The sequence below is a fragment of the Pseudomonas sp. NPDC089428 genome, assembly GCF_044749325.1.
Taxonomy (GTDB): domain Bacteria; phylum Pseudomonadota; class Gammaproteobacteria; order Pseudomonadales; family Pseudomonadaceae; genus Aquipseudomonas.
The window spans coordinates 422716-447747 of sequence record NZ_JBIVHT010000005.1; the positions used below are offsets into that span (position 1 = coordinate 422716).

General features: G+C 64.6%; 18 protein-coding genes and 3 pseudogenes. 6 read left to right on the forward strand and 15 right to left on the reverse strand.

All coding sequences use genetic code 11. The features are described from left to right. Positions 1 to 24: 24 nt before the first annotated feature. A complete protein-coding gene (gene speA, locus ACIPZ5_RS13070; protein WP_261942542.1) occupies positions 25 to 1938 on the forward strand; it encodes an arginine decarboxylase in 1914 nt (637 codons plus the stop codon). A 108-nt stretch (positions 1939 to 2046) separates the two neighbouring features. Here the strand turns inward: speA and ACIPZ5_RS13075 are convergent. The 4 genes and pseudogenes from ACIPZ5_RS13075 to ACIPZ5_RS13090 all read right to left on the reverse strand — a co-directional run. Further along, positions 2047 to 2268: pseudogene (locus ACIPZ5_RS13075) on the reverse strand (MATE family efflux transporter); the annotation flags it as partial. Positions 2269 to 2309: 41 nt separating this feature from the next. Further along, positions 2310 to 2741, reverse strand: a complete 432-nt coding sequence (locus ACIPZ5_RS13080; RefSeq protein ID WP_400809008.1) for a hypothetical protein — start codon at positions 2739 to 2741, stop codon at positions 2310 to 2312. Further along, a complete protein-coding gene (locus ACIPZ5_RS13085; RefSeq protein WP_400809011.1) occupies positions 2719 to 3105 on the reverse strand; it encodes a polymorphic toxin type 44 domain-containing protein in 387 nt (128 codons plus the stop codon). The genes ACIPZ5_RS13080 and ACIPZ5_RS13085 overlap by 23 nt, the downstream gene beginning before the upstream one ends. Positions 3106 to 3205: 100 nt before the next feature. Continuing rightward, positions 3206 to 4561 (reverse strand): MATE family efflux transporter, encoded by a 1356-nt coding sequence (locus ACIPZ5_RS13090; RefSeq protein ID WP_400809014.1) that lies wholly within the window; start codon positions 4559 to 4561, stop codon positions 3206 to 3208. Positions 4562 to 4826: 265 nt separating this feature from the next. On the opposite strand from ACIPZ5_RS13090, the gene ACIPZ5_RS13095 reads away from it, so the two are divergent. Further along, a complete protein-coding gene (locus ACIPZ5_RS13095; protein ID WP_400809017.1) occupies positions 4827 to 9722 on the forward strand; it encodes an alpha-2-macroglobulin family protein in 4896 nt (1631 codons plus the stop codon). Between the two features lie 69 nt (positions 9723 to 9791). Here ACIPZ5_RS13095 and ACIPZ5_RS13100 read toward each other — a convergent pair whose 3' ends face one another. Continuing rightward, complete coding sequence (locus ACIPZ5_RS13100) at positions 9792 to 10085, reverse strand: hypothetical protein (protein ID WP_343598313.1); 294 nt, start codon at positions 10083 to 10085, stop codon at positions 9792 to 9794. 77 nt (positions 10086 to 10162) lie between these two features. Between ACIPZ5_RS13100 and pbpC the strand changes: the two genes are divergently transcribed. Beyond that, complete coding sequence (gene pbpC, locus ACIPZ5_RS13105; protein WP_400809020.1) at positions 10163 to 12517, forward strand: peptidoglycan glycosyltransferase PbpC; 2355 nt, start codon at positions 10163 to 10165, stop codon at positions 12515 to 12517. 92 nt (positions 12518 to 12609) lie between these two features. Next, the gene (locus ACIPZ5_RS13110; protein WP_400809022.1) at positions 12610 to 14271 is read left to right on the forward strand and encodes a ShlB/FhaC/HecB family hemolysin secretion/activation protein; all 1662 of its coding nucleotides are present in this window, start codon (positions 12610 to 12612) and stop codon (positions 14269 to 14271) included. Between the two features lie 135 nt (positions 14272 to 14406). On the opposite strand, the gene ACIPZ5_RS13115 is transcribed toward ACIPZ5_RS13110, so the two are convergent. From ACIPZ5_RS13115 to ACIPZ5_RS13150, 8 genes and pseudogenes are all read right to left on the reverse strand, one after another. Then, positions 14407 to 15192, reverse strand: a complete 786-nt coding sequence (locus ACIPZ5_RS13115; protein WP_400809024.1) for a response regulator transcription factor — start codon at positions 15190 to 15192, stop codon at positions 14407 to 14409. 113 nt (positions 15193 to 15305) lie between these two features. After that, on the reverse strand, positions 15306 to 15776 hold the full coding sequence (locus ACIPZ5_RS13120) for an A24 family peptidase (RefSeq protein WP_261942548.1): 471 nt from the start codon (positions 15774 to 15776) through the stop codon (positions 15306 to 15308). A gap of 160 nt (positions 15777 to 15936) precedes the next feature. Next, positions 15937 to 16506 (reverse strand): DUF4136 domain-containing protein, encoded by a 570-nt coding sequence (locus tag ACIPZ5_RS13125; RefSeq protein ID WP_261942549.1) that lies wholly within the window; start codon positions 16504 to 16506, stop codon positions 15937 to 15939. A 19-nt stretch (positions 16507 to 16525) separates the two neighbouring features. Next, complete coding sequence (locus ACIPZ5_RS13130) at positions 16526 to 17161, reverse strand: DUF4136 domain-containing protein (protein ID WP_261942550.1); 636 nt, start codon at positions 17159 to 17161, stop codon at positions 16526 to 16528. A gap of 23 nt (positions 17162 to 17184) precedes the next feature. After that, positions 17185 to 17934, reverse strand: a complete 750-nt coding sequence (locus tag ACIPZ5_RS13135) for a methyltransferase (RefSeq protein WP_261942551.1) — start codon at positions 17932 to 17934, stop codon at positions 17185 to 17187. Beyond that, positions 17931 to 18236: a MazG-like family protein gene (locus ACIPZ5_RS13140; protein ID WP_343598322.1), complete on the reverse strand. Its 306-nt coding sequence runs from the start codon at positions 18234 to 18236 to the stop codon at positions 17931 to 17933. Before ACIPZ5_RS13140 ends, ACIPZ5_RS13135 begins: the two co-directional genes overlap by 4 nt. 64 nt (positions 18237 to 18300) lie before the next feature. Beyond that, positions 18301 to 19152 carry a MaoC family dehydratase gene (locus tag ACIPZ5_RS13145; protein ID WP_400809028.1) on the reverse strand — a complete coding sequence of 284 codons (852 nt, stop codon included), beginning with the start codon at positions 19150 to 19152 and terminating at the stop codon, positions 18301 to 18303. Between the two features lie 2 nt (positions 19153 to 19154). After that, positions 19155 to 20505 (reverse strand): annotated as a pseudogene (locus ACIPZ5_RS13150) (3-oxoacyl-ACP reductase). Between the two features lie 118 nt (positions 20506 to 20623). On the opposite strand from ACIPZ5_RS13150, the gene ACIPZ5_RS13155 reads away from it, so the two are divergent. Both ACIPZ5_RS13155 and ACIPZ5_RS13160 read left to right on the forward strand, forming a co-directional pair. After that, entirely contained in the window at positions 20624 to 21901 is a 1278-nt protein-coding gene (locus tag ACIPZ5_RS13155) for an acetyl-CoA C-acetyltransferase (RefSeq protein WP_343598328.1), read from the forward strand. Between the two features lie 122 nt (positions 21902 to 22023). Continuing rightward, positions 22024 to 22803 (forward strand): AraC family transcriptional regulator, encoded by a 780-nt coding sequence (locus ACIPZ5_RS13160; RefSeq protein ID WP_400809031.1) that lies wholly within the window; start codon positions 22024 to 22026, stop codon positions 22801 to 22803. A 150-nt stretch (positions 22804 to 22953) separates the two neighbouring features. Here ACIPZ5_RS13160 and ACIPZ5_RS13165 read toward each other — a convergent pair whose 3' ends face one another. Continuing rightward, on the reverse strand, positions 22954 to 23721 hold the full coding sequence (locus tag ACIPZ5_RS13165) for a methyl-accepting chemotaxis protein (RefSeq protein WP_400809058.1): 768 nt from the start codon (positions 23719 to 23721) through the stop codon (positions 22954 to 22956). Positions 23722 to 23811: 90 nt separating this feature from the next. Then, positions 23812 to 24897, reverse strand: a pseudogene (locus tag ACIPZ5_RS13170) (cache domain-containing protein); the annotation flags it as partial. Between the last annotated feature and the right edge of the window lie 135 nt (positions 24898 to 25032).

Genomic DNA, 25032 nt, shown 5'->3' on the forward strand with positions numbered 1-25032 from the left:
TGGACTTATCTATAGGGGACTTGAATGTCCGTACGACGCACACGCAAAGACGATGGTAGCCAATGGACCGTGGCCGACAGCCGCAGTGTTTATGGCATCCGCCATTGGGGCGCTGGTTATTTCGCCATCAATGAAGCCGGGCGCGTCGAAGTGCGCCCCAACGGCCCCAGCAGCGCGCCGATCGACCTGTTCGAGCAGGTCGACGAGCTGCGCCAGAGCGGCCTGTCGCTGCCGTTGCTGGTGCGCTTCCCCGATATCCTTCAGGACCGCGTGCGCCAGCTGACCGGTGCCTTCGATGCCAACATCGCGCGCCTGGAATACCAGAGCCAGTACACCGCCCTGTACCCGATCAAGGTCAACCAGCAGGAAGCGGTGGTGGAAAACATCATCGCCACGCAGAACGTCTCGATCGGCCTGGAAGCCGGTTCCAAGCCTGAGCTGCTGGCAGTACTGGCGCTGGCGCCGAAGGGCGGCACCATCGTCTGCAACGGCTACAAGGACCGCGAGTTCATCCGCCTGGCGCTGATGGGCCAGAAGCTCGGCCACAACGTGTTCATCGTCATCGAGAAAGAGTCGGAAGTGGCCCTGGTGATCGACGAGGCCGCCGAGCTCAAGGTCAAGCCACAGGTCGGCCTGCGCGTGCGCCTGTCGTCGCTGGCTTCGAGCAAGTGGGCTGACACCGGGGGCGAGAAGTCAAAGTTCGGTTTGTCCGCTGCCCAGCTGATCTCGGTGGTGCAGCGCTTCCGCGATGCCGGCCTGGACCAGGGCATCCGCCTGCTGCACTTCCACATGGGCTCGCAGATCGCCAACCTGGCCGACTACCAGCACGGTTTCAAGGAAGCCATCCGTTACTATGGCGAATTGCGCGCGCTGGGCCTGCCGGTCGACCATATCGACGTCGGTGGTGGCCTGGGCGTGGACTACGACGGTACCCACTCGCGCAACGCCAGCTCGATCAACTACGACATGGATGACTACGCCGGCGTGGTGGTGGGCATGCTCAAGGAGTTCTGCGACGCGCAGGGCCTGCCGCACCCGCACATCTTCTCGGAGAGCGGCCGTTCGCTGACTGCGCACCACGCGATGCTGGTGATCCAGGTGACCGATGTCGAGAAGCACAACGACGACGTGCCGACCATCGAGAACAAGGAAGCCCTGCCGGAAACCGTACAATGGCTGGTCGACCTGCTTGGCCCGACCGACATCGAGATGGTCACCGAGACCTACTGGCGCGCCACCCACTACCTGGGCGACGTTGCCGCGCAGTACGCCGATGGCAAGATCAGCCTGGCCGAGAAGGCCCTGGCCGAGCAGTGCTACTTCGCCGTGTGCCGCCGCCTGCACAACTCGCTGAAGGCCCGCCAGCGCTCGCACCGCCAGGTACTGGATGAGCTCAACGACAAGCTGGCCGACAAGTACATCTGCAACTTCTCGGTGTTCCAGAGCCTGCCGGACACCTGGGCCATCGGCCAGGTACTGCCGATCATCCCGTTGCACCGCCTGGACGAGGAGCCGATGCGCCGCGCAGTGCTGCAGGACCTGACCTGTGACTCCGACGGCAAGATCAACCAGTACGTCGACGAGCAGAGCATCGAGACCAGCATGCCGGTGCACGCGGTCAACGAAGGTGAGGACTACCTGCTGGGCGTGTTCCTGGTCGGTGCCTATCAGGAAATTCTCGGCGACATGCACAACCTGTTCGGTGACACCGACTCGGTGAACATCTACCAGAACGCCGATGGCAGCGTGTACCACGCCGGTATCGAGACCCACGACACCATCGAAGACATGCTGCGTTACGTGCACCTGTCGCCGGAGGAGTTGATGACGCACTACCGTGACAAGGTGGCCAGCGCCAAGATCAGCGCGCGCGAGCGGACCCAGTTCCTCGATGCGTTGCGCCTGGGGCTGACGCGCTCGTCCTACCTCTCGTCCTGACCGCTAGGTGTCCGCCGGGGCACCTTCAGCGCCTATGAGACCGAGCGCCGCGCGGGCGGCGCTCGATCTGTGCCGCCCCCAACAACGCAAGGCATGCGCTCCGAGAGCTCAGACAACCCACAGACCCTTCTGCTTCAACCGCCACCCAACCCACCCCAACGTCACCGCCCGCAGCGCCATGAACCCGAGGAACGCCAACCACAACCCATGGTTGCCAAACCCACTCATGAGCACGCCCAAAGGCAGCGCAATCAGCACCGACAGCAACATTGCATTGCGCATCTCCCGCGCCCGGGTCGCGCCGATGAACAGCCCGTCGAGCAAGTAACTTCCTGACTGAAAGTGGGACCGCTATGCGGCCCCTTCTTTTTCTACTTTGGCTGAGCTGTTGCCGTGAGCTCGATAGTGATTGGCACAACAGCACCATTCTCTTTGAGAATCGATGTGCTCGAGTAGCTGTACACCGTATCCTGAGTTCGGGCCGCTATTTTCAAACCCTCAACGTGCTCTATCGCGCCAGATTGCCGTGTCACCAGAAAAGGTGTAAGTCGCTCTAGATTCGGTAGTACCTGCTCCTCTCGCTGAGTTTGTTCAGCCACAAAGTACAAATAAATCAGCGGCACCGTCGCGCCACCGTCATTACTTAGCACTTCATAGACTGCGCTGTGTTTGCCAATAGGGGTGACAGAAACAACCTTGGTCAACACAGGTTTGGAGCTCGAGGTGAGAAACCATAGGGATTGTCCGAGGGAGAGCAGAAACAGGGCGGCTATCAGCCATTTAGTAGCCGAACGTCTTCGCATATCTGATACCTGCCTTGATCCATTCCTGATCTTCGGGATCGTCACCGTAAGGCGGGTCTCCCCACCATGAGCCAAATGTAGAGTTACTGGTGCCTGCACGGCTTTGAGCCCACCCGGCACCTCTCAACAAGAACTCTTCCGAGAGACCAGCAGCAGTTCCAGCTGCGCCGTAATTGAAATTTCCCAATGCCTCATACTCCCTTCCTTGTTGCTTGTAATCCCAGTCACCTCGATTTCGAACCTTGGAATAGAACCATGATATTAAAAAGCCGGTTCCACCATTTTTGAAGTAATGACGCTCTCGACTGGCAGCATGCATATTGCTTATTACACAGACGCCAGAAGGTGCGGGTGGTGGGTACATGATGGCTCCCTGCTCATGGCATGGCTAAGGTGATTACCCCTCCGTGGGCAGAGGTCTTTTTTGGCTTGAGCCATCTAGTCCAGTCAACTGAGCAATTCTTTCATATTGTGTTCTCCTGCTCCCCTATCCACTTGCCTTGCATGTTCAATTTCCATCCAACCCACCCCAGCGTCACCGCCCGCAGCGCCATGAACCCGAGGAACGCCAACCACAACCCATGGTTGCCAAACCCACTCATGAGCACCCCCAAAGGCAGCGCAATCAGCACCGACAGCAACATTGCATTGCGCATCTCCCGCGCTCGGGTCGCGCCGATGAACAGCCCGTCGAGCAAATAACTCCACACCGCAATCAACGGCAGCAGCGCCAGATACGGCAGGTACGGATAAGCCGCCGCCCGCACGCTTTCAATATCGGTCTGCAGGTCGATGAACAGGTGCCCACCGAGCAGGAACACGCCGGCAAACCCCACGCTGGTGATCAGCGACCAACCACAGGCCACCACCAGCGAGCGGCGCAAGGTGTCTCGATCCCGCGCACCAATGGCATGCCCACAGAGCGCCTCCACGGCATGCGCCAGGCCATCGAGGGCGTAGGCAGTGAGCAGCAGCCCGTTGAGCAGCAGGGCATTGGCCGCCACCGTGGCTTCGCCCAGGCGTGCGCCTTGCACGGTGATCAGCAGGAACACCAGCTGCAGCGCCAGGCTGCGCAGGAAGATGTCGCGATTCACTGCCAGCAATGGCCGCCAGGCCTGCCAGCGCTTGAGCGCAGCCCAGGCGATCTGCCCGGGGTAGGCGCGCAGGGCCGGGCGGGTCAGGGCCAGGCCGAGCAGGGCGGCGCTCCATTCGGCGATCACCGAGGCCCGTGCCGAACCTAGCACGCCCCAGTTAAGGCCCAGCACGAACCACAGGTTGAGGGCGATGTTCAGCAGGTTGGTGGTCAGCAGAATCGCCAACGGCGCCCGTGCGTTCTGGGTGCCGAGGAACCAGCCGACCAGCGCATAGCTGGCCAGTGCTGCCGGCAGGCCGAACAGCCGGGTGTGGAAGAAGCCCTCGGTGGATTGCTGCAACGCCTCGCTCGGCTGCATGGCGTGCAGCGCCAGCTGGCTGAAGGGCAGGGCAAGCAGGCCGATCAGCAGGGCAAAGGCCACGGCCAGCAGCAGGCCCTGCACCAGCACCTGGCGCAGCGCCGCGCCGTCGGCACGCCCGGCGGCCTGGGCGGCGAAGCCCGTGGAGCCCATGCGCAGGAAACCCATCAGGCCGACCATGAAGGTGAACAGCGTGGCGCCCACGGCCACTGCGCCGAGCTGGTGGGCATGGGGCAGGTGGCCGATCACGGTGCTGTCGACCAGGGCCACCAGCGGTACCGAAATGTTGGAAAGGATCATCGGCGCGGCCAGCGCCCAGACCTTGCGGTGAGTGGGGCGGTGCTGCCAGTCGGTGGTCAGTTGCGACATTGCAATTCCTGAGGCTGTGGGGCCGCTTCGCGCCCCTTCGCGGGCAAGCCCGCTCCCACAGGTAAAGCGCAGTCCATGATGTGGGAGCGGGCTTGCCCGCGAAGGGGTGCAGAGCGCCCCCAGTATTTGGCTCGGCGCATTGTAGCGGCTAGGCAACCAATTCACGCGAACCTGGTCTCACTTGCCGCATCGACGAAAGTGCCGGGCCCGCCGTTGCGCTATAGTTGCTGCCCTCACGTACACGCTGCCAAAGAGTTACCACTCCATGTTCAACAAAGGATTGTTGCTGGCCTGCGCGCTGGCCCTGCTCAGTGCCTGTGATTCCTCGACACCGGACAAACCCGCGCCTGCCGAAAAACCGGCCGCTGTGGCCGAGGCCCCGGCGCCCAAACGCGAGGACCCTGCCGTCCTTGCCAAGCGCTATGAGGGGCGTGAGCTCAGCGTGCTGGATGTCTCGGAAGTGCAGCTCGATGGCGCCAGTACCCTGTCGATCAGCTTCTCGGCACCCTTGGACGCCAAGCAGGACTTCGCCACCAAGGTGCACCTGGTCGATACCGTCAAAGGCAAGGTCGACGGTGCCTGGGAACTCTCCGACAACCAGATGGAACTGCGCCTGCGCCACCTGGAGCCGCAGCGCAAGCTGGTGCTGACCGTCGACAAGGGCCTGCTGGCGGTCAACGGCAAAACGCTCGACAGCGACTCGGTGAGCCGCCTGGAAACCCGCGACATGCAACCCACCGTTGGCTTTGCCAGCCGCGGTTCGTTGCTGCCCACCCGCCTGGCCGAAGGCCTGCCGGTGATTGCGCTGAACGTTCCCAAGGTCGATGTCGAGTTCTTCCGGGTCAAGCCAGAGATGCTCTCGACTTTCCTGGCCAACTGGGGCCGCAACAGCAGCCTGTACTACTACCAGTCCAAGGAAACCCTGGACATGGCCGAGCTGGTCTACAGCGGCCGTTTCGACCTGAACCCGGCGCGCAACACCCGCGAGACCGTGCTGCTGCCGATCGCCGGGATCAAGCCGCTGCAGGAGCCGGGTGTGTACCTGGCCGTGATGCGCGCCTCTGGTACCTATGACTATTCACAGCCGGCGACGCTGTTCACCCTCAGCGACATCGGCGTGTCCGCGCACCGCTACCGTGACCGCCTGGACGTGTTCGCCCAGGCCCTGGAAGGCGGCAAGGCGCTCAAGGACGTCAACCTCGAACTGCATGACGACAAGGGCAAGCTGCTGGCCCAGGCCAAGACCGATGGCGCCGGCCATGCCCAGCTGCCGATCACGGCCAAGGCCGACACCCTGATCGCCACCCAGGGCGTGCACACCACCCTGCTGCGCCTGAACACCGCTGCCCTGGACCTGGCCGAGTTCGACATCACCGGCCCCCAGGCCAACCCGCTGCAATTCTTCATCTTCGGCCCGCGTGACCTCTATCGCCCGGGTGAAACGGTGCTGCTCAACGGCCTGCTGCGCGACCAGGATGGCAAGCCGGTGAAGGCTCAGCCGGTCAGCGTGGAAGTGCGTCGCCCGGATGAGCAGGTCAGCCGCAAGTTTGTCTGGGAGGCCGACGCCAACGGCCTGTACCAGTATCAGTTGCAACTGGCCACGGAGGCCCCGCCCGGCCGCTGGCAACTGCTGCTCGACCTGGGCGGCGGTCGCAAGCAAGTGTACGAGTTCCTGGTCGAAGACTTCCTCCCCGAGCGGCTGGCGCTGGAACTCAAGGGCAGCGATACGCCGCTGTCGCCAGAGGAGGATGCGCGCATCCAGGTCAATGGTCGTTACCTCTACGGTGCGCCGGCTGCCGGCAATCGCCTGAGTGGCCAGGCCTATGTGCGCCCACTGCGTGAGGCAGTGCCGGCACTGCCGGGCTACCAGTTCGGTTCAGTCACCGAAACCGAACTGACCCAGGACCTGGAACTCGACGAAGTCACCCTCGACCAGGCCGGCAAGGCAGTGATCGATATCGAGAGCCACTGGGCCGAAGCACGTTCGCCGCTGCAACTGACCGTGCAGGCCAGCCTGCAGGAGTCCGGTGGCCGGCCGATCACCCGCCGCCTCGAACAGCCGATCTGGCCAGCCGAGCGCCTGCCTGGCCTGCGTGGCCTGTTCGACGGTGAGGAAACCGACAGCGATGGCCCGGTGGAATTCGAGTTCCTTGTGGCCGATCGCGCTGGCAACAAGCTGGCCGCCAACGACCTGAAAGTGCGGCTGATCCGCGAGCGCCGCGACTACTACTGGAACTACTCGCAGAGCGATGGCTGGAGCTACAACTACAACGAGAAGTTCCTCACCCAGAGTGAGGAAACCCTCAGCGTCAAGGCCGGCTCTACCGCCAAGCTGAGCTTCCAGGTTGAATGGGGGCCGTACCGCGTCGAGGTGGAAGACCCAGAGACCGGGCTGGTTTCCAGCGAACGCTTCTGGGCCGGTTATCGCGCCCAGGACAACGCCGAAGGCGGCGCCGTGCGCCCGGACCAGGTGAAGCTGGCGCTGGACAAGCCGGCCTATGCCGATGGCGCCACCGCCAAGGTCACCGTGACCCCGCCAGCGGCCGGCAGCGGCTACCTGATGATCGAGTCCAGCGATGGCCCGCTGTGGTGGCAGGAAATCGAGGTGCCCGCCGAGGGCAAGACCTTCGACGTGCAGCTGGACAAGCAGTGGGCGCGCCACGACCTGTACATCAGCGCGCTGGTGATCCGCCCGGGTGAGCGCAAGGCCAATGCCACGCCCAAGCGCGCCGTCGGCGTGCTGCACCTGCCGCTGGCGCGTGCCGAACGCAAGCTCGCGGTCAGCCTGCAGGCGCCGGAGAAGATGCGGCCCAAGCAGCCGCTGACGGTGAAGATCAAGGCCGCCAATGCTGACGGCAGCGTGCCGAAGCAGGTGCATGTGCTGCTGTCCGCCGTCGATGTGGGCATCCTCAACATCACCGACTACAAGACCCCCGACCCGTTCGCCAGCCTTTTCGGCCGCAAAGCCTATGGTGCCGACCAGCTGGACATCTACGGCCAGCTGATCGAAGCCGGCCAAGGCCGCCTGGCCAGCCTGGCCTTCGGTGGTGACGCGGCAATGGCCAAGGGCGGCAAGCGCCCCAACACCACGGTGACCATCGTCGCCCAGCAAAGCCTCCCGGTGACCTTGAACGATCAGGGTGAAGGCGAGGCGACGGTCGATATTCCCGATTTCAATGGCGAGTTGCGGCTGATGGCCCAGGCCTGGACCGACGAGCACTTCGGCATGGCAGAGGGCAAGACGGTGGTGGCTGCACCGCTGATCGCCGAACTGTCGGCGCCGCGCTTTCTGGCAGGTGGTGACCGTACCAACCTGGCGTTGGACCTGGCCAACCTGTCGGGTCGAGCCCAGCAGTTGAGTGTAGAGATCCGCACCGAGGGCCAGTTGAGCCTGACGGCCAGCGCCCAGCAGGACATCGCCCTGGCCGAAGGCCAGCGCCGCACGCTGCTGATCCCGGTGCAGGCCCTGGGTGGCCTGGGGCAGGGTAAGGTGCAGGTGCGGGTCAACGGCCTGCAACTGCCTGGCGAGCCGGCGAACACCTTCGAACGCGAATGGACCCTGGGCGTGCGCCCGGCTTATCCGGCGATGCTCAAGCACTACCGCGTGGCCCTCAAGGACCAGCCATGGACCTTGCCGGAAAGCGACCTCGCCGCTTTCGAACCCGCGGGCCTGGAAGCCAGCCTGGCGCTGTCGAGCCGCCCACCGCTGAACCTGGCCGAGCAGATCCGCGCCCTCGAAGCCTACCCTTACGGTTGCCTGGAGCAGACCACCAGCGGTCTCTATCCATCACTGTACGCCGATGCAGCGAGCCTCCAGCGCCTGGGTATCAAGGGTGAGCCGGCCGAGGTACGCAAGCGCAAGATCGAGATGGGCATCGAGCACCTGCTGGGCATGCAGCGCTACAACGGCAGCTTCGGCCTGTGGAGCTCGGACAGTGAAGAGGAATACTGGCTGACCGCCTATGTCACCGACTTCCTGCTGCGTGCCCGCGAACAGGGCTATGGCGTGCCGGCCGAGGCCCTGAAGAAGGCCAGCGAGCGCCTGCTGCGTTACTTGCAGGAACGCAACCTGATCGAGGTCGATTACAGCGAGAACGCCGAGCACACCCGCTTTGCGGTGCAAGCCTACGCCGCGCTGGTGCTGTCGCGCAGCCAGCAGGCACCGCTGGGCGCCCTGCGCAGCCTGTTCGAGCGCCGCGCCGATGCCCGCTCCGGCCTGCCGCTGGTGCAACTGGCGGTGGCGCTGGACGCCATGGGCGACAAGCCGCGCGCCGAGCAGGCGCTGCAGGCGGGCCTGGGCATCAGCCGCAGCAAGGGCTGGATGGCCGACTACGGCAGCAGCCTGCGCGACCAGGCGCTGATCCTGGCGCTGCTGCAGGAGAGCAAATTGGCCAGCAACCAGGTCGACCAGCGGCTGTTCGCCCTGTCGGACGAGCTGGCGGCCAACCGCTGGTTGTCGACCCAGGAGCGTAATGCCTTGTACCTGGCCGGCCGTGGCCTGCTGGGCAAGCCGGAAGCACCGTGGAAGGCACGCCTGGACAGTGCCGGTGAGGTGCGCGAGTTCAATAACGTGGAGGCGGGCATGAAGCTCGAGGGGCCGTTGCTGGCCTCGCCGCTGAGCGTGCAGAACGAGGGCAGCGAAACCCTCTACCAGCAACTGACCCTTTCCGGCTACCCACGCCAGGCGCCTGCCGCCGGTGGCAACGGCCTGGAGATCCGCCGTGATTACCTGGGCATGAACGGCCAGCCGCTGGACCTGCACAATCTGCGCAGCGGCGACCTGGTGCTGGTGCACCTGGCGCTCAAGGCCAGCGAACGCGTACCGGATGCCCTGGTGGTCGACTTGCTGCCAGCGGGCCTGGAACTGGAGAACCAGAACCTGGCGCAGAGCGCGGCCAGCCTGGACAACGCCAGCAGCGCGGTGAAGCAATGGCGCGAGTCGATGCAGAACGCCAGCGTGGTGCACCAGGAGTACCGTGATGACCGCTACGTGGCGGCGCTCAAGCTCGATGGCTATGGCACCACGCACCTGTTGTACCTGGCGCGGGCGGTGACCCCGGGCACCTACCGGGTACCACCGCCACAGGTGGAGTCGATGTACCGGCCGAACCTGCAGGCGGTGGGGGACGGGCAAGCAGAGATGACGGTAAAAGCGCGCTGATGCTGCAGTGGCTGTGCCGGCTTCATCGCTGGCAAGCCGGCTCCCACAGGATGCTGCGGGAGCCATGCATCAGTGGATGACCCAGCTCATCACCCACAGCCCCAGCACCAGCCAGATGATCCCTGGGATGATCGAGGCACGCATGAAGGCACGGATTGCCGAGTACAGCAGCATCAGGCCGATGATCAGGGCGAGGATGCTGAGCAGCGAGGTGTCCATGCCCAGCGTGCGTGCCAGGCCATCGATGAAATTGCCACCGGCGTTGGCCAGCAGGTTGAACAGGCCGCTCAGGGCGTCGACGATGAAGCGGATCAACGACCCCAGTGCCTGGCCAAGCCACTCGAAAAAACCTTCTACATGCATAGTTGCTTCCTGATGAACGAATCGGCACGGTTGCCGTTCCCAAGCCTTTGGCCATTACCTGGCCAGGTCGGTTCCCGATGCCAAGCTTAGCGCGGCCACGTACCCGAGCGGGCAGGCTTGTGCGCGCTGCCGTGATCGCCGTGCTGTTGCTGTTCGGCCTGCTGTGGCTGGCCGACCGCATCTGGCCACTGCCGATGCCGGGCAATGACCTGGCGCGGGTGGTGCTGGCCGAAGACGGCACGCCACTGTGGCGCTTTGCCGATGCCGATGGCGTGTGGCGCTATCCGGTCAGCCCGGAACAAGTGTCGCCGCTTTACCTGCAGGCCCTGCTGACCTACGAGGACCGCTGGTTCTACCGCCACCCAGGGGTCAACCCGCTGGCCCTGGCACGCGCGGCCTGGCTCAACCTGCGCGGCGGGCGGGTGGTGTCTGGCGGCAGTACCTTGTCGATGCAGGTGGCGCGCCTGCTCGACCCACATGACCGCACCTTGGGCGGCAAGCTGCGGCAGCTGTGGCGCACCGCACAGCTGGAATGGCACCTGTCCAAGCGCGAGATCCTGCAGATCTACCTGAACCGTGCCCCGTTCGGCGGCACCTTGCAGGGCGTGGCGGCGGCCAGCTGGGCTTATCTGGGCAAATCGCCGCAGCACCTCACGCCCGCCGAGGCTGCCTTGCTGGCGGTATTGCCGCAGGCACCGAGCCGCTTGCGTCCGGACCGCCACCCGGCCCGTGCCCAGCGTGCGCGCGACAAGGTGCTGCAGCGCCTGGGCGAGTCTCAGGTGTGGCCGGCGCAACAGCTCAAGGAGGCTGCCGAGGAACCCTTGCTGCTGGCCCCCCGTCAGGAACCCGCGCTGGCGCCCCTGCTGGCGCGCCGGCTGAACACCCCAGGCAGCCCGACCTTGATTCGCACCACCCTCGATGCCTCGCTGCAACGGCGCCTCGAGGACCTGCTGCTGGGTTGGCGTACACGCCTGCCGGAGCGCACCTCTGCGGCGATCCTGGTGGTCGAGGCGCAGACCATGGCGGTACGCGCTTACCTGGGCTCGATCGACCTGAGCGACGAGCGCCGTTTCGGCCATGTCGACATGGTTCGCTCGTTGCGCTCGCCAGGCTCGACGCTCAAGCCGTTTCTCTACGGTCTGGCCCTGGATGATGGCCTGATCCACTCCGAATCGCTGCTGCAGGATGTGCCGCGGCGCTACGGCGACTATCGCCCCGGTAATTTCTCGATGGGCTTCAGCGGCCCGGTGTCCGCCAGTTCGGCGCTGGCACTTTCGCTCAACCTGCCGGCGGTGCAGTTGCTCGAAGCCTACGGGCCCAAACGCTTCGCCGCGCAGTTGCGCATGGCCGGCGTGCCGCTGGCGCTGCCGCCACTGGCCGAGCCCAACCTGGCATTGATACTGGGTGGTGCCGGTAGCCGTCTGGAAGACCTGGTCGGCGGATACGCGGCGTTGGCCCGGGGCGGCAACAGCGCGCAGGTGCGCCTGCAACCGCAGGATCCGCTGCTGGAGCGGCGGCTCATGTCGCCGGGTGCGGCCTGGATCATCCGGCGCATCCTCAGTGGCCAGGCGCGCCCCGACCGCGACCCCCATGCCGAACTGGTACAGCGACCGCAACTGGCCTGGAAGACCGGTACCAGCTATGGCTTTCGTGATGCCTGGTCGATTGGCGTAGGGCCACGCTACCTGATCGGGGTGTGGATTGGCCGCCCCGATGGCACGCCGGTGCCCGGGCAGTTCGGCCTGGCTTCGGCAGCACCGCTGATGCTGCAGGTGCATGACTTGCTGAGCAATCGCGACAGCCAGCGCGGTATCCGTGCCCCGGCAGAGCAGGTACCCAGCAGTGTGGGGGTGGCCGCGATCTGCTGGCCGCTGGGCCAGCCCATGAACCGACAGGACCCGAACTGCCGGCGTCAGCGCTTTGCCTGGACCCTCGATGGCACTACACCGCCCACGTTGCAGGCCGCCGACCAGCCCCTCGGCCTGGGGCTGCGTGAGAGCATCTGGGTCAATGCCCAGGGGCTGCGCGTGGACGGCAGTTGCCCGGGCGCCAAGGCGCTCGACATCGCCTTGTGGCCGGCACCACTGGAGCCTTGGCTGCCACGCGTCGAGCGGCGTTCGGCGCGGCTGCCAGCGGTGGACCCGGCCTGCCCGCCACAGGTGCCGGCCAGCGCGCCGCCGCTGTCCATCGTCGGCGTTCGCCCCGGTGACAACCTGCGGCGCCCGGCCACCAGCAGCGAACCCCTGCAGCTGTACGTTTCTGCCCTCGGCGGCGGCGGGCGGCGCTGGTGGTTCCTCAACGGCCAGCCGCTGGGCGAAAGTGAAGGACAAGGCAGCGTGCTGGTGCGTTTCGACCAGGCCGGGCAGTTCGAACTCAGTGCCCTGGACGAAAGCGGAGAAACGGCGCGGGTGGCGTTTCAGGTCAACGAATAGGCGTTCGACGTTTACCGGGGCAACACCTACGCTTGCAAGTGACGGGTGAGGCCGGCCGACGCCCGGGTACCCAAGGGATTGTGGAGCGTCCTATGCGTCTTCTGCTGATGCCCCTGTTGCTGTCGCCCTGGGCCAGCCTGGTGATCGCCGAGCCCTTGCCGGTGTTTCTCGATGGTCACGAATACGAACGCCGCTTGCCCAGCGCGAACCTGCCTATCGAGGCTTATCGGCCACCAGCCCCGCGCTTGCACCTGGCGCCGCCCGGGGCTGCGATCGACACGCTGCCCCTGCAGGCCCGCTTCGTGTTGCACAAGGTGCGTTTCGAGGGCGGTACGGTCTATCCGCTGAGCGAGTTGCGCGAGCATTACCAGCCCTTGATTGGCCGCGAAGTGAGTGTCGGCGAGCTTCAGCAATTCACCGAACGCCTGACCCAGCGCTACCAGCGCGACGGCTACCTGCTGTCGCAGGCTTACCTGCCTGATCAGGACTTTGCCGAGGGCCGCGTGCATGTCGTGCTGGTCGAGGGGTATGTTCACGACGTCCGGCGTGAAGGGGATATCGGCCCCGCTGGTGCTTACCTCGACCAACTGCTGGAGCGCTTGCGGGCGGAACGCCCATTGACCCGAGCGACACTCGACCGGTTCATCGGCCTGGCCCAGCGCATCCCCGGCGTGACGCTGCAGGCTGATTTGACCCAGATCGAGCGCCGCGAGGGCGCCACGCGGCTTACCGTCAATGCCTGGCGCACGCCCTTCGATGCGGCGATGACGCTCAGCGACGGTAGCCGCGACGGCTTGCAGGGGCTGTTCAAGGTGGTCAGCAATGCCCAGACCTGCGTTGCCGAACAGTTGACGGCCAGCGTGCTGCTACCGCCCGGTGACGACCACAGCGAATACCAGCGCCTCGATTACAGCCAGCACCTGGATACGCAGGGCAGCCAACTGCTGCTCTCGGCTGCTCGCTATCGCAGCGAGCCGCGCACACCCGTGCGCCTGGAGCATGGTTCGCAATTGCTTCAGAAGATTGAGAGCGAGCGTTATGCGATCGGGCTTGCCCAGCCAGTGATCGTCACGCCCGATGAATGGCTGGCGGTGACGGGGCACGTCTATTCGGTCAGTGAGCATAACGAAGATCTCGGCGCTGGCCTGGGGCGCAATGACACCTATGTACGTGCGCTGTCCTTCGAAGGCGATTGGCGCAAGGTCGAGGCCGGCCGGCTGCGCATGGTCAGCGCCGGTGTGTATCAGGGGCTGGATTACCTTGGCGCACGCAGCGATGCCGATTACGACATGGACTTTTTGCGCTTTCGTGTTGCCGGGTTGCAGAGCGACCGGCTGTTTCAGCGCTGGCAGGGCGTGCTGTCAGGCGCCTTGTACTGGACCGATGATCGGCTGCCCGACAGTGAGCGTGCGGTATTTGGCGGGCAGCACTTCGGCCATGGCTACCCGCAGGACCAGGCCGCAGGGGACAAAGGTTGGGGGGCGGCGTATGAGCTGAACTACAGCATCCAGCCTGGCGCTGGTTGGGTGCGGCTGGTGCAGCCGTATGCGCTGCTGGATGCTGCGCAGGCCTGGTACAACGGTGGGCCATTCGAAGATGCCAGGATGCGTTCGGCAGCATTGGGGGTGCGGCTTGGGGATGGGCGATACGGCAATGTGGCATTTGAGGTGGCCAAACCTCTGGCGGATGTAGCGTTGGATAGCAAGAGCCGACGGCCGCGTTGGGTGATGAGCTTCAGCTATTTGCTGGAGTAAAGATTCGCTGAACCGGCCTCACCGCCTGCATGCCGGCTCCCACAGGGAACCCCCAACCACCATGCCAGCGTTATCCCGGCGGGCACTGGCTTGACGGCGATGAGGCCGGCGGCGGTCATGAAAGCCGAGAGGAGCTCAATGTGTGGTGAACCGCTGATGTACAGGCGATGAACTCGGTGTCAACGCCAGCGCCAACTGTGTACGGTTGTGCATGTGGGTCAAACGCAACACCTGCGACACATACAGCTTCACGGTGTTTTCGGTGATCCCCAGTTCACAGGCAATCTGGTAATTGGTCTTGCCCTTGCTCACCAGCCTGGCGACTTCCAGTTGTCGTGGCGAGAGTTTCTCGAAGGCCGCCGGGAGCTCGCCTTCAGTTTCTTCGACGACGTCGGTGGCGCGGCGGTGAACGCCCTGGCCGCGGGCCTTTTCCAGGTCCTGGTAGAGCTCGTCGATGGAGCCCGCCAGGTCTTGCAGGCGCTGGTTGAGGTTGCCCAGGTCCTGGATGTTGGTCTTGCGCTCCAGCAACACCTGCTCCTGGCGGCGCACGCCCTCGAGCAGTTCTTCGAAGTCCATGGGTTTCTGGTAATAATCGGCGAAGCCTTCGCGCAGGGCGCGGATCACGTCCTGCTTCTCGGCGCGCCCGGTGAGCATGATCGCTTCGAACATTCGCTGGCGCCCGGCAACGTCCTTCAGCGCCCGAACCAGCTCGATGCCATCGCGGCCGGGCATGTGCAGGTCGCACAACACCAGGCCGATGGCTGCATCAGCGATGAAGCGTTCGATCGCTTCATCAGTGGAATGGGCCGCAACGCAGTGGTGGCCTTGGCTTTCGAGATATTCACACAACTGCTCGACGATCAGCGGCTGGTCGTCTACGACCAGAACCTTTACCTCACTGAAAGAAATAGTCACGATCAACTCCCTGTTCGTAAGCGGCCCTGCTCCCGGGCCAGACGCTCTGGCAGCTTAAAAATAGACGCTGCTCGCGATTCTGTACAAGGTTTGTACAAGTCATCCGACACCAGGAGTCGCTATTGGATCCACACGGCCGTGAGCAGAAACCCTGCCAAGACATAGGGGACGAAGGCTTGTTTGTCGCCCATCTCTTCGGTCAGGGTGGCCAGGCGCTTCTTCACCTTGGGGTTTAGCAGCGTCCACAGGCGCCGGCGGGTCAGTAGCCAAAGCACCACGCTGACGCCGGCACCGATGAAGGTACCGAGCACGTATTGCGGGCTGGTCGCCAGGGCCAGTGCGCCCATCAGCTTGACGTCGTCGGCACCGAAGCGGCCCAGCATGTAGCCTGGCAGCGTCAGCAGCATGACGATCGCCAAGGCCCAGCCGGCGTCGCTGGCATCGGCGCCGATCCAGCTATGGCCAGTGGCGAACAGCCAGACCAGGGCGCCAGCGGCGAAGCCCAGGGTCAGCACGTTGGCGATCTGGCGCTCGCGGATATCTTGTTCAGTGCACAAGGCAAGCCACATCAGGAGAACAATGCTTTGCATCGGCAGGCCGCCTTTCCCATTCGTTGAACACTTCTACCCGGTCAGTCAGGTTTCCTAATCAGGGTAGACGCGATCTGACGAACGGGCATGGCAGCCTGGCAAAAAGTCGGCGCGGAAACGGCCTGGTGTCGTAATCAGGCCGCTTCCGAAGAGGCAGGGTTTATTTCACCCGGCCCGGTGGGTAGTTGCCGAGCACCTGGGCAACGGTCTTCTGGATTGCGCTGTTACGCTCGTCGGGGCTAGGCGGGTAGCTGTTCATGATCTGTTCGGCACTGCCACGCCAGACCAGCTTGCCGTCATGGCCATCGAACAGGTCGACCTGGATGGTTGCCACCTTGTAGTCGACGCTGCGGGTTTCGTTGTACATCGGCCCGCCCCAGTAACCATTCCAGTAGCCGCCCCAGGCCCCGCCATAGTTGGTGGTGATCTGTTGCTGGCGCTGTTCGACGATCAGGTAGGCGCGGACGGTGACGTCAGGCCTGGCATTGCCCTGGGCAGGGCGCAGGCCGCGCTGGTCGAGCTGGTCGGCGACCGCCGCGCGGATACGCTGCTCGGTCAGGTCGCTCTTGATGCGCGGATCGTCCGGGCGGTATTGCAGGCCCGGTTCCTGCCATGCCCAGCTGCGATAGGCGGCAAAATCGCGGCTGGCGTCGAAATCCTGCTGAACGTTGTTGCTCGAGCAGGCGGCGAGCAGCAGCGCGAATGACAGTAGAACGAGGCGGCGCAACATGATGGTTCTCCGTTGGGCGTTAACTGGGAGGATAGCCGCTGAGTGCCTTGTGAACCGATTCGCGCAGGGCGGTCTCGCGATCGCGCGGCGAGCCTTTGTCGCTGCCGCTTTCTGCGCTGGCGCTCCACACCGGCTGGCCATTGCGGGCATCGAACAGGTCGATGCGCACCACCATCACCTCCACTTCGTAGGTGCGTACGACCGGCACGCTGCCGTAGGCGCCGTAACCGTTGCGGTAGCCGCCAAAGCCGACACCGCCGTAGGGATACGGGCCGTAATAGGGATCGTAAGAGTCATAGTCACGCACCTGGCGCAAGCGCCGCTCCAGGCGCATGTCGGCGCTCACCAGCAAGTCGCCGGTGGTGCCCCGGGCAGGGCGCAGGCCGTGTTGGTCAAGGGCGCCGCTGACGGCGTCGGCAATCTGCGCCGGGTCGGCGTCGGCATTGCCGCTTGGCAGCTGGCCGTTGCGCCAGCTCCAACTGCGGTAATGCCCGTAATCGCGTGGCGGTGCCGGGTAGGCACTGGCGTCGAAGGTGTTGGCCGCTTGCGCAGGGGCCGGCGGCAGCGGGCGGCTGCTGGCCACGTAGGGGTTGCTGGCCTGGCAGGCGGCCAGGGTGAGCGGCAGCAGGGCCAGGCACAACAGACGGTACGGCATGTATCCCTCCTGGAGGGGCGCAGTCAGCGGGGGCGGCACATCCAGTGCAGGTAGCGGCCGAGCCCGGCGAAGCTTGGGTGACGGCGGTGGGCCAGTTCCATTTCCAGCAGGTCGAGCAGCTCGGCCTTGTCCTGGAATTCCTTGGGCATGTAGTCGTGGAAAACGCGCACGCCACTCTCACTTTCGACTTGCCACATCACTTCAAGTTGCGCCTTGAGTTCCCGTGGATCAAGCGGTTTTTGCGGGGTCAGGCTCTGCTTTTCACCTTCCAGGCGGTTGCTGCGCAGCTTGCGGAAATGGCCCTTGAGCAAGTTGCGGTAGACCAGCGCGTCGCGGTTGTAGAACGCCAGCGACAGCCTGCCACCTGGGGCGGTCAGCTGATGCAGCACCGGCAGGATGCTTTGTGGCTCGGCCAGCCATTCCAGCACGGCGTGGCACAGTACCAGGTCATAGGGCTCGGTGAGTTGGCCAAGCAGCTCTTGCCAAGGGGCCTGGATGAACGTTGCCGATTGACCCGCTTCTGCGAAGCGCGCCTGGGCACCCTCAAGCATTGGTGCGGCGGGTTCAGCCAGGGTTACTGCGTGCCCGCGCTCGGCCAGCCACAAGGCCATGTGGCCAAGGCCTGCGCCAATGTCTAGCACCCGCAGCGGTCGATCGGGCAGGGCGTCGGCCAGGTCGGCCTGGAGCACGGCCAGGCGGATTGCACCTTTGGCGCCGCCGTAGATCTTCTCGGCAAAGCGTGTGGCCAGTTCATCGAAGTGACGGTCGTTCATCGGGCGAAACGCCTCTCGCTGTCGGCCAGCTTGGCCCGCACCACCTGCTCCATGTCCAGGCCCAGCTCGCTGCACAGCAGCAACAGGTAGAGAATGACATCGCCGACTTCCTGGCCAGCGTGGGCCAGTTGATCGGCGGGCAGATGGCGGGATTGGTCCTCGCTCAGCCACTGGAAGATTTCCACCAGCTCGGCCATTTCGACGCTGGCGGCCATGGCCAGGTTTTTCGGGCTGTGGAAGCCGCGCCAATCGTTGTTGTCGCGGATCTGATGCAGGCGTTCGGTGAGTTCTTGCAGGTTCATCTGGCTCTCCTAATGCTGCATAGCTTCTGCGCAGGCCCGATGCAAAGCAAGTGCAATCAGGGCGCTAGAGCACGGCCCAGCGCCCGACCATGTGCAGCAACCCGCCATGCCCGTCCAGCCGCAATTCACCAGCCGGCCCAGCCTCGCTGGCACTGAGGACCACCTCCGAGGGCAAGCGCACCGGCTTGCGGAAGTTCACCTCGAAGCGAAAGCCACTGTTTGGCATGTGCGTACGCAAGGCCGCCAACGCCATGGCATTGCTCCACATGCCGTGGGCGATGGCCTTGGGGAAGCCGAACAGGCGTGCGCTGACGGCACTCAGGTGAATCGGGTTGTAGTCGCCACAAACCTTGGCGTAGCGCCGGCCAATATCAGCGTCGGCGTACCAGCGGGTGACTTCCGCCAGGGCGCCAGGCTCGTGCTCCTCGCTATCGTCCAACTGGCCATCGAGCTTCAGCCCACGCACCAGCATGCGGCTGGTCTCCCGCCAGAGCAGGCCAAGGCCATCCTCGGCTTCAGTGACCAGGTCAAAGGTGCCGCCCTTGGCATGCGCCTGCAGATTGTCGGCATACACCGCAAAGCGCAGACCGTCGATGCCGCCCAGTGGGCGGAGCACATCGATGCGGTTGTGCAGGTGAACCAGCCCGAGCAATGGGAAGGGAAAGTCGTGCGCAGTCAGCAGTTGCAACTGCAGGGTGAAGGCCATCACGTGCGGGTAAGTGCCGGGCAAGCGGCCATCGTCGGTGAAGTGGCAGAGCCGGCGGTAGGCAGCCAGGTTGCCGGGCGGCACGCGGATGAAGCTGCGCAGGCCGCCGGTGGGCAGGTTATCGCCGCTGATCTTGCGTTTGCTGGCGGCGCGCAGGTAGAGGCTGGCGCGTGAATCCGGGCTGTCCAGGTCTTGCCATTGGCGGCTCATGTTCAGGCTCCCATCAAGGCCTGGCCGCAGACGCGCAGCACCTGGCCATTGACTGCGCCGGAGCCCGGCTGGCTGAGCCAGGCGATGGCTTCGGCGACATCCTGCGGGCGCCCGCCCTGGCCCAATGAGCTCAGGCGTCGCCCGGCTTCGCGCAGGCCGATGGGCATGGCGGCGGTCATGTGCGTTTCGATGAACCCGGGGGCCACGGCATTGATGCTGGCGCCGCGCTCGGCAAGCTTTGCCGCCCAGGCCTCGGCAAAGCCGATCAGGCCGGCCTTGCTCGCGGCATAGTTGGCCTGGCCGCGGTTGCCGGCAATGCCGCTGACCGACGCCAGCAGGGTAATCCGTGCGTTGTCGCCAAGCGCGCCGCTATCGTAAAGGGCTTGAGTCCACCTGGGGCGCCTTGAGGTTGACTGCCAGTACCGCATCCCAGTATTCCGGCGTCATGTTGGCCAGGGTCTTGTCGCGGGTGATGCCGGCGTTGTGCACGACGATGTCGATGCCGTCGGGCAGGGCTTCGAGCAGTTTCGTTGCAGCATCGCTGGCGCAGATGTCCAGGCCCAGGGCCTTGCCACCCAGGCGTGCGGCGAGGGCATCCAGCTCCTGTTGGGCCTGGGGCACGTCGAGCAGCATCACTTCGGCGCCATCGCGCGCCAGGGTCTCGGCAATGGCGGCGCCGATACCACGCGCGGCGCCGGTGACCAGGGCGCGACGGCCACCGAGCGGGCGGGTCCAGTCATCGACCTGGGCGGCACAGGCCTGCAAGCGCAGGACCTGGCCGGAAACAAAGGCACTTTTGGGGGACAGGAAGAAGCGCAAGGCGCCTTCGAGCTGTTCGTCCGCGCCCGCTCCCACATACAGCAACTGCGCCGTTGCGCCGTTGCGCAGCTCTTTGGCCAGAGAACGGCTGAAGCCTTCCAGGGCGCGCTGGGCGACGCTGGCGAGTAGGTCTTCGAGGGATTCTGGTGCACGCCCAAGGATCACCACATGGGCACAAGGTGCAAGGCTGCGCAACAAAGGCTGAAAGAATTCGCGCAACTGCTTCAGCTGGTCGCTGTCGGACAGATGGCTGGCGTCGAACACCACGGCCTTGAGCTTCGGCCCCAGGCCGGCGACCCAGGCGGGTGCCTGCAGGCCGTCGCCATTGAAGCTGTACAGCGCTTCGGTCAGGCGCGGGGCGATGGCTTCGACCTGATTCGCCAGTGGCCCTCCACCCAGCACCAGCGCACCCTCCACCGGGCGCAGGCGGCCCGCCTGCCAGCGCTCCAGCGGCGCCGGGCGCGGCAAGCCAAGGGTATCGACGAGGCGGCGCCCGAGGTTGGAGTTGGCAAAGCCGAGATAGCGATCGCTCATGTGCGGGTCTCCTTGAAGGCAAGCTTGCAAGTGTGGACCAAGTTTGTGGCAAGGTCGTTCGAATGCGGCAAAAACACCTAGGCTGTACGGATCAAATGGTTTCAGGAGGAACAAGCGCATGCGTTCAACTCGCCGGGTCGCGATCCTGGGCGGCAACCGAATCCCCTTCGCCCGCTCCAACGGTGCCTACGCCAGTGCCAGCAACCAGGCGATGCTGACCGCCGCCCTGGAAGGCCTGATCGAGCGTTATCGCCTGCACGGGCTGCGCCTGGGCGAAGTGGTGGCAGGGGCAGTGCTCAAGCATTCGCGGGACATGAGCCTGACCCGCGAATGCGTGCTCGGCTCGCGCCTGGCGCCGCAAACGCCGGCCTACGACATCCAGCAGGCCTGCGGCACGGGGCTGGAGGCGGCGCTGCTGGTGGCCAACAAGATTGCCCTCGGGCAGATCGACTGTGGCATCGCCGGTGGCGTGGACACCACATCCGATGCCCCCATCGGCGTCAACGAAGGGCTGCGGCGTATCCTCTTGCAGGCCAACCGCGGCAAGACGCTGGGCGAGCGGCTCAAGCCGTTCCTGCAATTGCGCCCGGGCCACCTGATACCCGAACTGCCGCGCAATGGCGAGCCCCGCACCGGGCTGTCGATGGGCGAGCATTGCGAACGCATGGCACAAACCTGGGCGATTGGCCGCGCCGAGCAGGATGCGCTGACGCTGCACAGCCACCAGCAATTGGCGGCCTCGTACAGCGAGGGCTGGCAGAATGATCTGCTGACGCCCTTCCTGGGCCTGACCCGTGACAACAACCTGCGCACTGACCTGACCCTGGAACAACTGGCCAGGCTCAAGCCGTCATTCGACCGCAGCGGCCTGGGCACGCTGACGCCGGGCAACTCCACGCCGCTCACCGATGGCGCCTCGCTGGTGCTGCTGGCCAGCGAACAATGGGCACAGCAGCAGGGCTTGCCGGTGCTGGCCTACCTGGTCGATGGCGAAACCGCCGCCGTGGATTTCGTCACCGGTCGTGAGGGGTTGCTGATGGCGCCGGTGTACGCAGTGCCACGCTTGTTGGCGCGCAATGGCCTGACCTTGCAGGACTTCGATTATTACGAAATTCATGAGGCCTTCGCAGCACAGGTGTTGTGCACCCTCAAGGCGTGGGAGGACGCCGAGTACTGCCGGGAGAAGCTGGGGCTCGAGGCACCACTGGGGGCCATCGACCGCAGCAAGCTCAACGTCAAAGGCAGCTCGTTGGCGGCAGGGCATCCTTTCGCGGCTACTGGCGGGAGGATTCTGGCCAATCTGGCCAAACTGCTGGCCAAGGCAGGCAAGGGGCGAGGGCTGATCTCGATCTGCGCGGCGGGTGGTCAGGGGGTGACGGTGATCGTCGAGCGGTAAGACACACAGCACAAGCGCAGGTCTCAAGAGCACCGCGATATTCTGTGGGAGCGGGCTTGCCCGCGAAGAAGGTGTCGCAGATCTCTGTTAGGCTTGTCTGCTCAGAACTATAAGATTTCGCTATGCCGACGATCGGACATCCCCGTGCCATTCCTGCCTTGGACCAACTGCCAAGGCCTCTATATGCCCGCGCCGAAAGTCTGGGCGCCGGGTCCTGGACGACTCGCCATAGCCACGACTGGGTGCAGTTTTCCTACGCCATCAGTGGTGTTTTAGGGGTCTATACCGACGATGGCAGCTACTTCGCCCCGCCGCAGTGGGGCGTGTGGATACCGGCCGGTGCCGAACATGAGGTGGTCACCTCAGGGCAGGCCGAAATGCGCAGCCTGTACATCCGCCGTGATGCTTGCCAGTGGGCACCGGCGCAATGCCGGGTACTGGAAGTGACAGCGCTGGCGCGGGAATTGATCAAGCAGTTCTGCCTGTTCCCGGCTGAATATGCCGAGGGCGACAGTGTCGAGGGCCGCCTGGTGGCCGTGTTGCTCGATCAGTTGCGCACCTTGCCCGAGGTAGGGTTTTCTCTGCCGCTGCCGCGGCATCCGGGGCTGTTGGCCTTGTGCAATGGGCTGATTGCCGAACCGGACCAGGTGCAGACATTGCAGCAGTGGGCGGTGCAGCTGGGCTGCTCGGAAAAGACCTTGATGCGGCTGTTCCAGCGCGAGACCGGGTTGAGTTTTCGTAACTGGCGCCAGCGCATGCGACTGTTGTCGTCGCTGGCGTTGCTGGAGGCGGGGGACAGCGTGACCGAAGCGGCGTTGGGCTGTGGCTATGATTCAACTTCGGCCTACATCGCAGCCTTCAAGCAGTTGTTCGGGGCGACTCCTGGAGAATTGAAGCTCTGATGTTGCCTGTACCGGCCTCTTCGCGGCGGTTCGGCGCCCCGACAAGCCCGCTCCCACAGGGATATCACATGGCCTGAGGGCAGTGACTTTTCTGTGGGAGCGGGCTTGTCGGGGCGCCGAACCGCCGCGAAGAGGCCAGTACAGAAGGACTCAGGTGCGGAAGCGGCGTACCAGCGAATCCAGTTCATTGGACAGCCCAGCCAGGCTCTCGGAGTCCTGACGCGCCGCCTGGGCCAGTTCCGCCACCAGCTGCGCATCGCCGTGAATCTGGCTGATATGGCGGTTGATGTCCTCTGCCACCTGGTGCTGCTCTTCTGCTGCCGTGGCGATCTGCGTGTTCATGTCGCGAATGATGTCCACCGACTCGCGAATCTGCCCAAAGCTGTCACGGGCCAGGCCGATGCGGTTGACCGATTGCTGCGACACTTCCAGGCTGGCATGCATCTGCTCGGCCACTTCGGCGGTGCGGGTGGCCAGGTTGCCCAGCAAACCATCGATTTCGGCAGTGGAGTCGGCGGTGCGCTTGGCCAGGGCCCGCACCTCATCGGCTACCACGGCAAAGCCACGGCCCTGCTCACCGGCCCGGGCCGCTTCGATGGCCGCGTTGAGTGCCAGCAGGTTGGTCTGCTCGGCAATCGAGCGGATGGTGCCGAGGATCGACTGGATGGCGTTGCTGTCGCGCTCCAGCTGCTGGATCGACTGGGCCGACTGCTCGATTTCCTGGCTCAGGCGGTCGACGCTGCTGACTGCTGCGTCGATCTGTTGTTGGCCTTCGCGGGCCTGTTGCTGGCCGCTGTCGGCCGATTGCGCGGCCTGGCTGCAGGAACGGGCGACTTCGTTGGCGGTGGCGACCATTTCGTGGAAGGCGGTGGAAACCATGTCCACGGCTTCACGCTGGCGCCCGGCCGCCTCGGCCATGTCGCTGGAGACCCGGGTGGAGCTGCTGGACGTGCTGAGGATCTTGCTGGCGGCCGAACCGATATGCTGGATCAGGCTGCGGATGGCGCCCAGGAACTGGTTGAACCAGTTGGCCAGTTGCGCGGTTTCGTCGCGGCCGCGCACGTCGAGGTTGCGGGTCAGGTCGCCTTCGCCCTGGGCAATGTCTTCCAGGCCGCTGGTGACGCTGTTGATCGGGCGCACGATGAGTTTGGCGAAGGCCGTACCGACCACGGCGAACAGTGCCGCCAGCACCAGCGCGATGGCGCCGATCAGCCAGGTCAGGCGGGTGGTGGTCTGCATCACTTCACCTTGCTGGATCAGGCCGATGAAGGTCCAGCCCAGCTTCTCGTCAGGGTAGACGTTGGCCATGTAGCGCTCGCCGTTGATCTCGACCTCGACCAGGCCCTTGCCGGCCTTGGCCAGTTCGGCATAGCCATCACCGAAGCTGGCCAGCTGCTTGAAGTTGTGGCTGGCATCGCGTGGGTCGACCATCACGTTGCCGTTGTTTTCCACCAGCATCAGGTAGCCGCTTTCGCCCAGCTTGATCTGCTTGACGATCTCGGTGAGGCCCTTGAGCGACACGTCGATGTTGACCACGCCGCCTGGGCTGCCGAGCTGGTTGGCGACGGCGCGCACGGTGCTGATCAGCACAGCGTCGTCGGCAGCCCAGTAATAGGCGCCGGTGCGCACGGTCTTGCCGGGGTTGGCCATGGCCAGCTGATACCACGGGCGTGGGCGCGGGTCATAGTTGACGAACTTCTGCCCGGCCGGCCAGCCGACGTAGCCACCATCATTCACCCCGTAGGCTACGTAGGCATAGCCTGGATGAGTTTCTGCCAGCCGAGTGAAGAATTCCAGGAGTTGCTTGTCCTGATCGCCCAGCGCGTAGGACGGATTGGCACTCATGAACTTGTTCAGGTTGTTGCCCGTGGCAGCCACCATCGGTTGGGAGGCCAGGTAGTCGACATTCTGGTCGATGCCCTGGAAGAAGATGTTCATCGCGTTGCTGACCTGGCGGATTTCCCGGCTGCTGCTGTCGAGGAAACCGTCACGAGCTTCGCCGCGCAGGTTGATCACCACCAAGGTGGCCACGAGGACGATGGGCAAGCCCGCGATGATCGCGAAGGCCCATGTCAGTTTCTGTTTGATGTTCATCGACGCTCCCGGAAATTATTTTTTTGCAGGCGAGGCAGGTAGCCACTACATCGGCAGCATCCGGGCGATTTTTAGCGAAAGTGCCCGTATTTATTGGGCGAGGTCGCATTTGGCGACTATTCGGTCGGCTTTGGG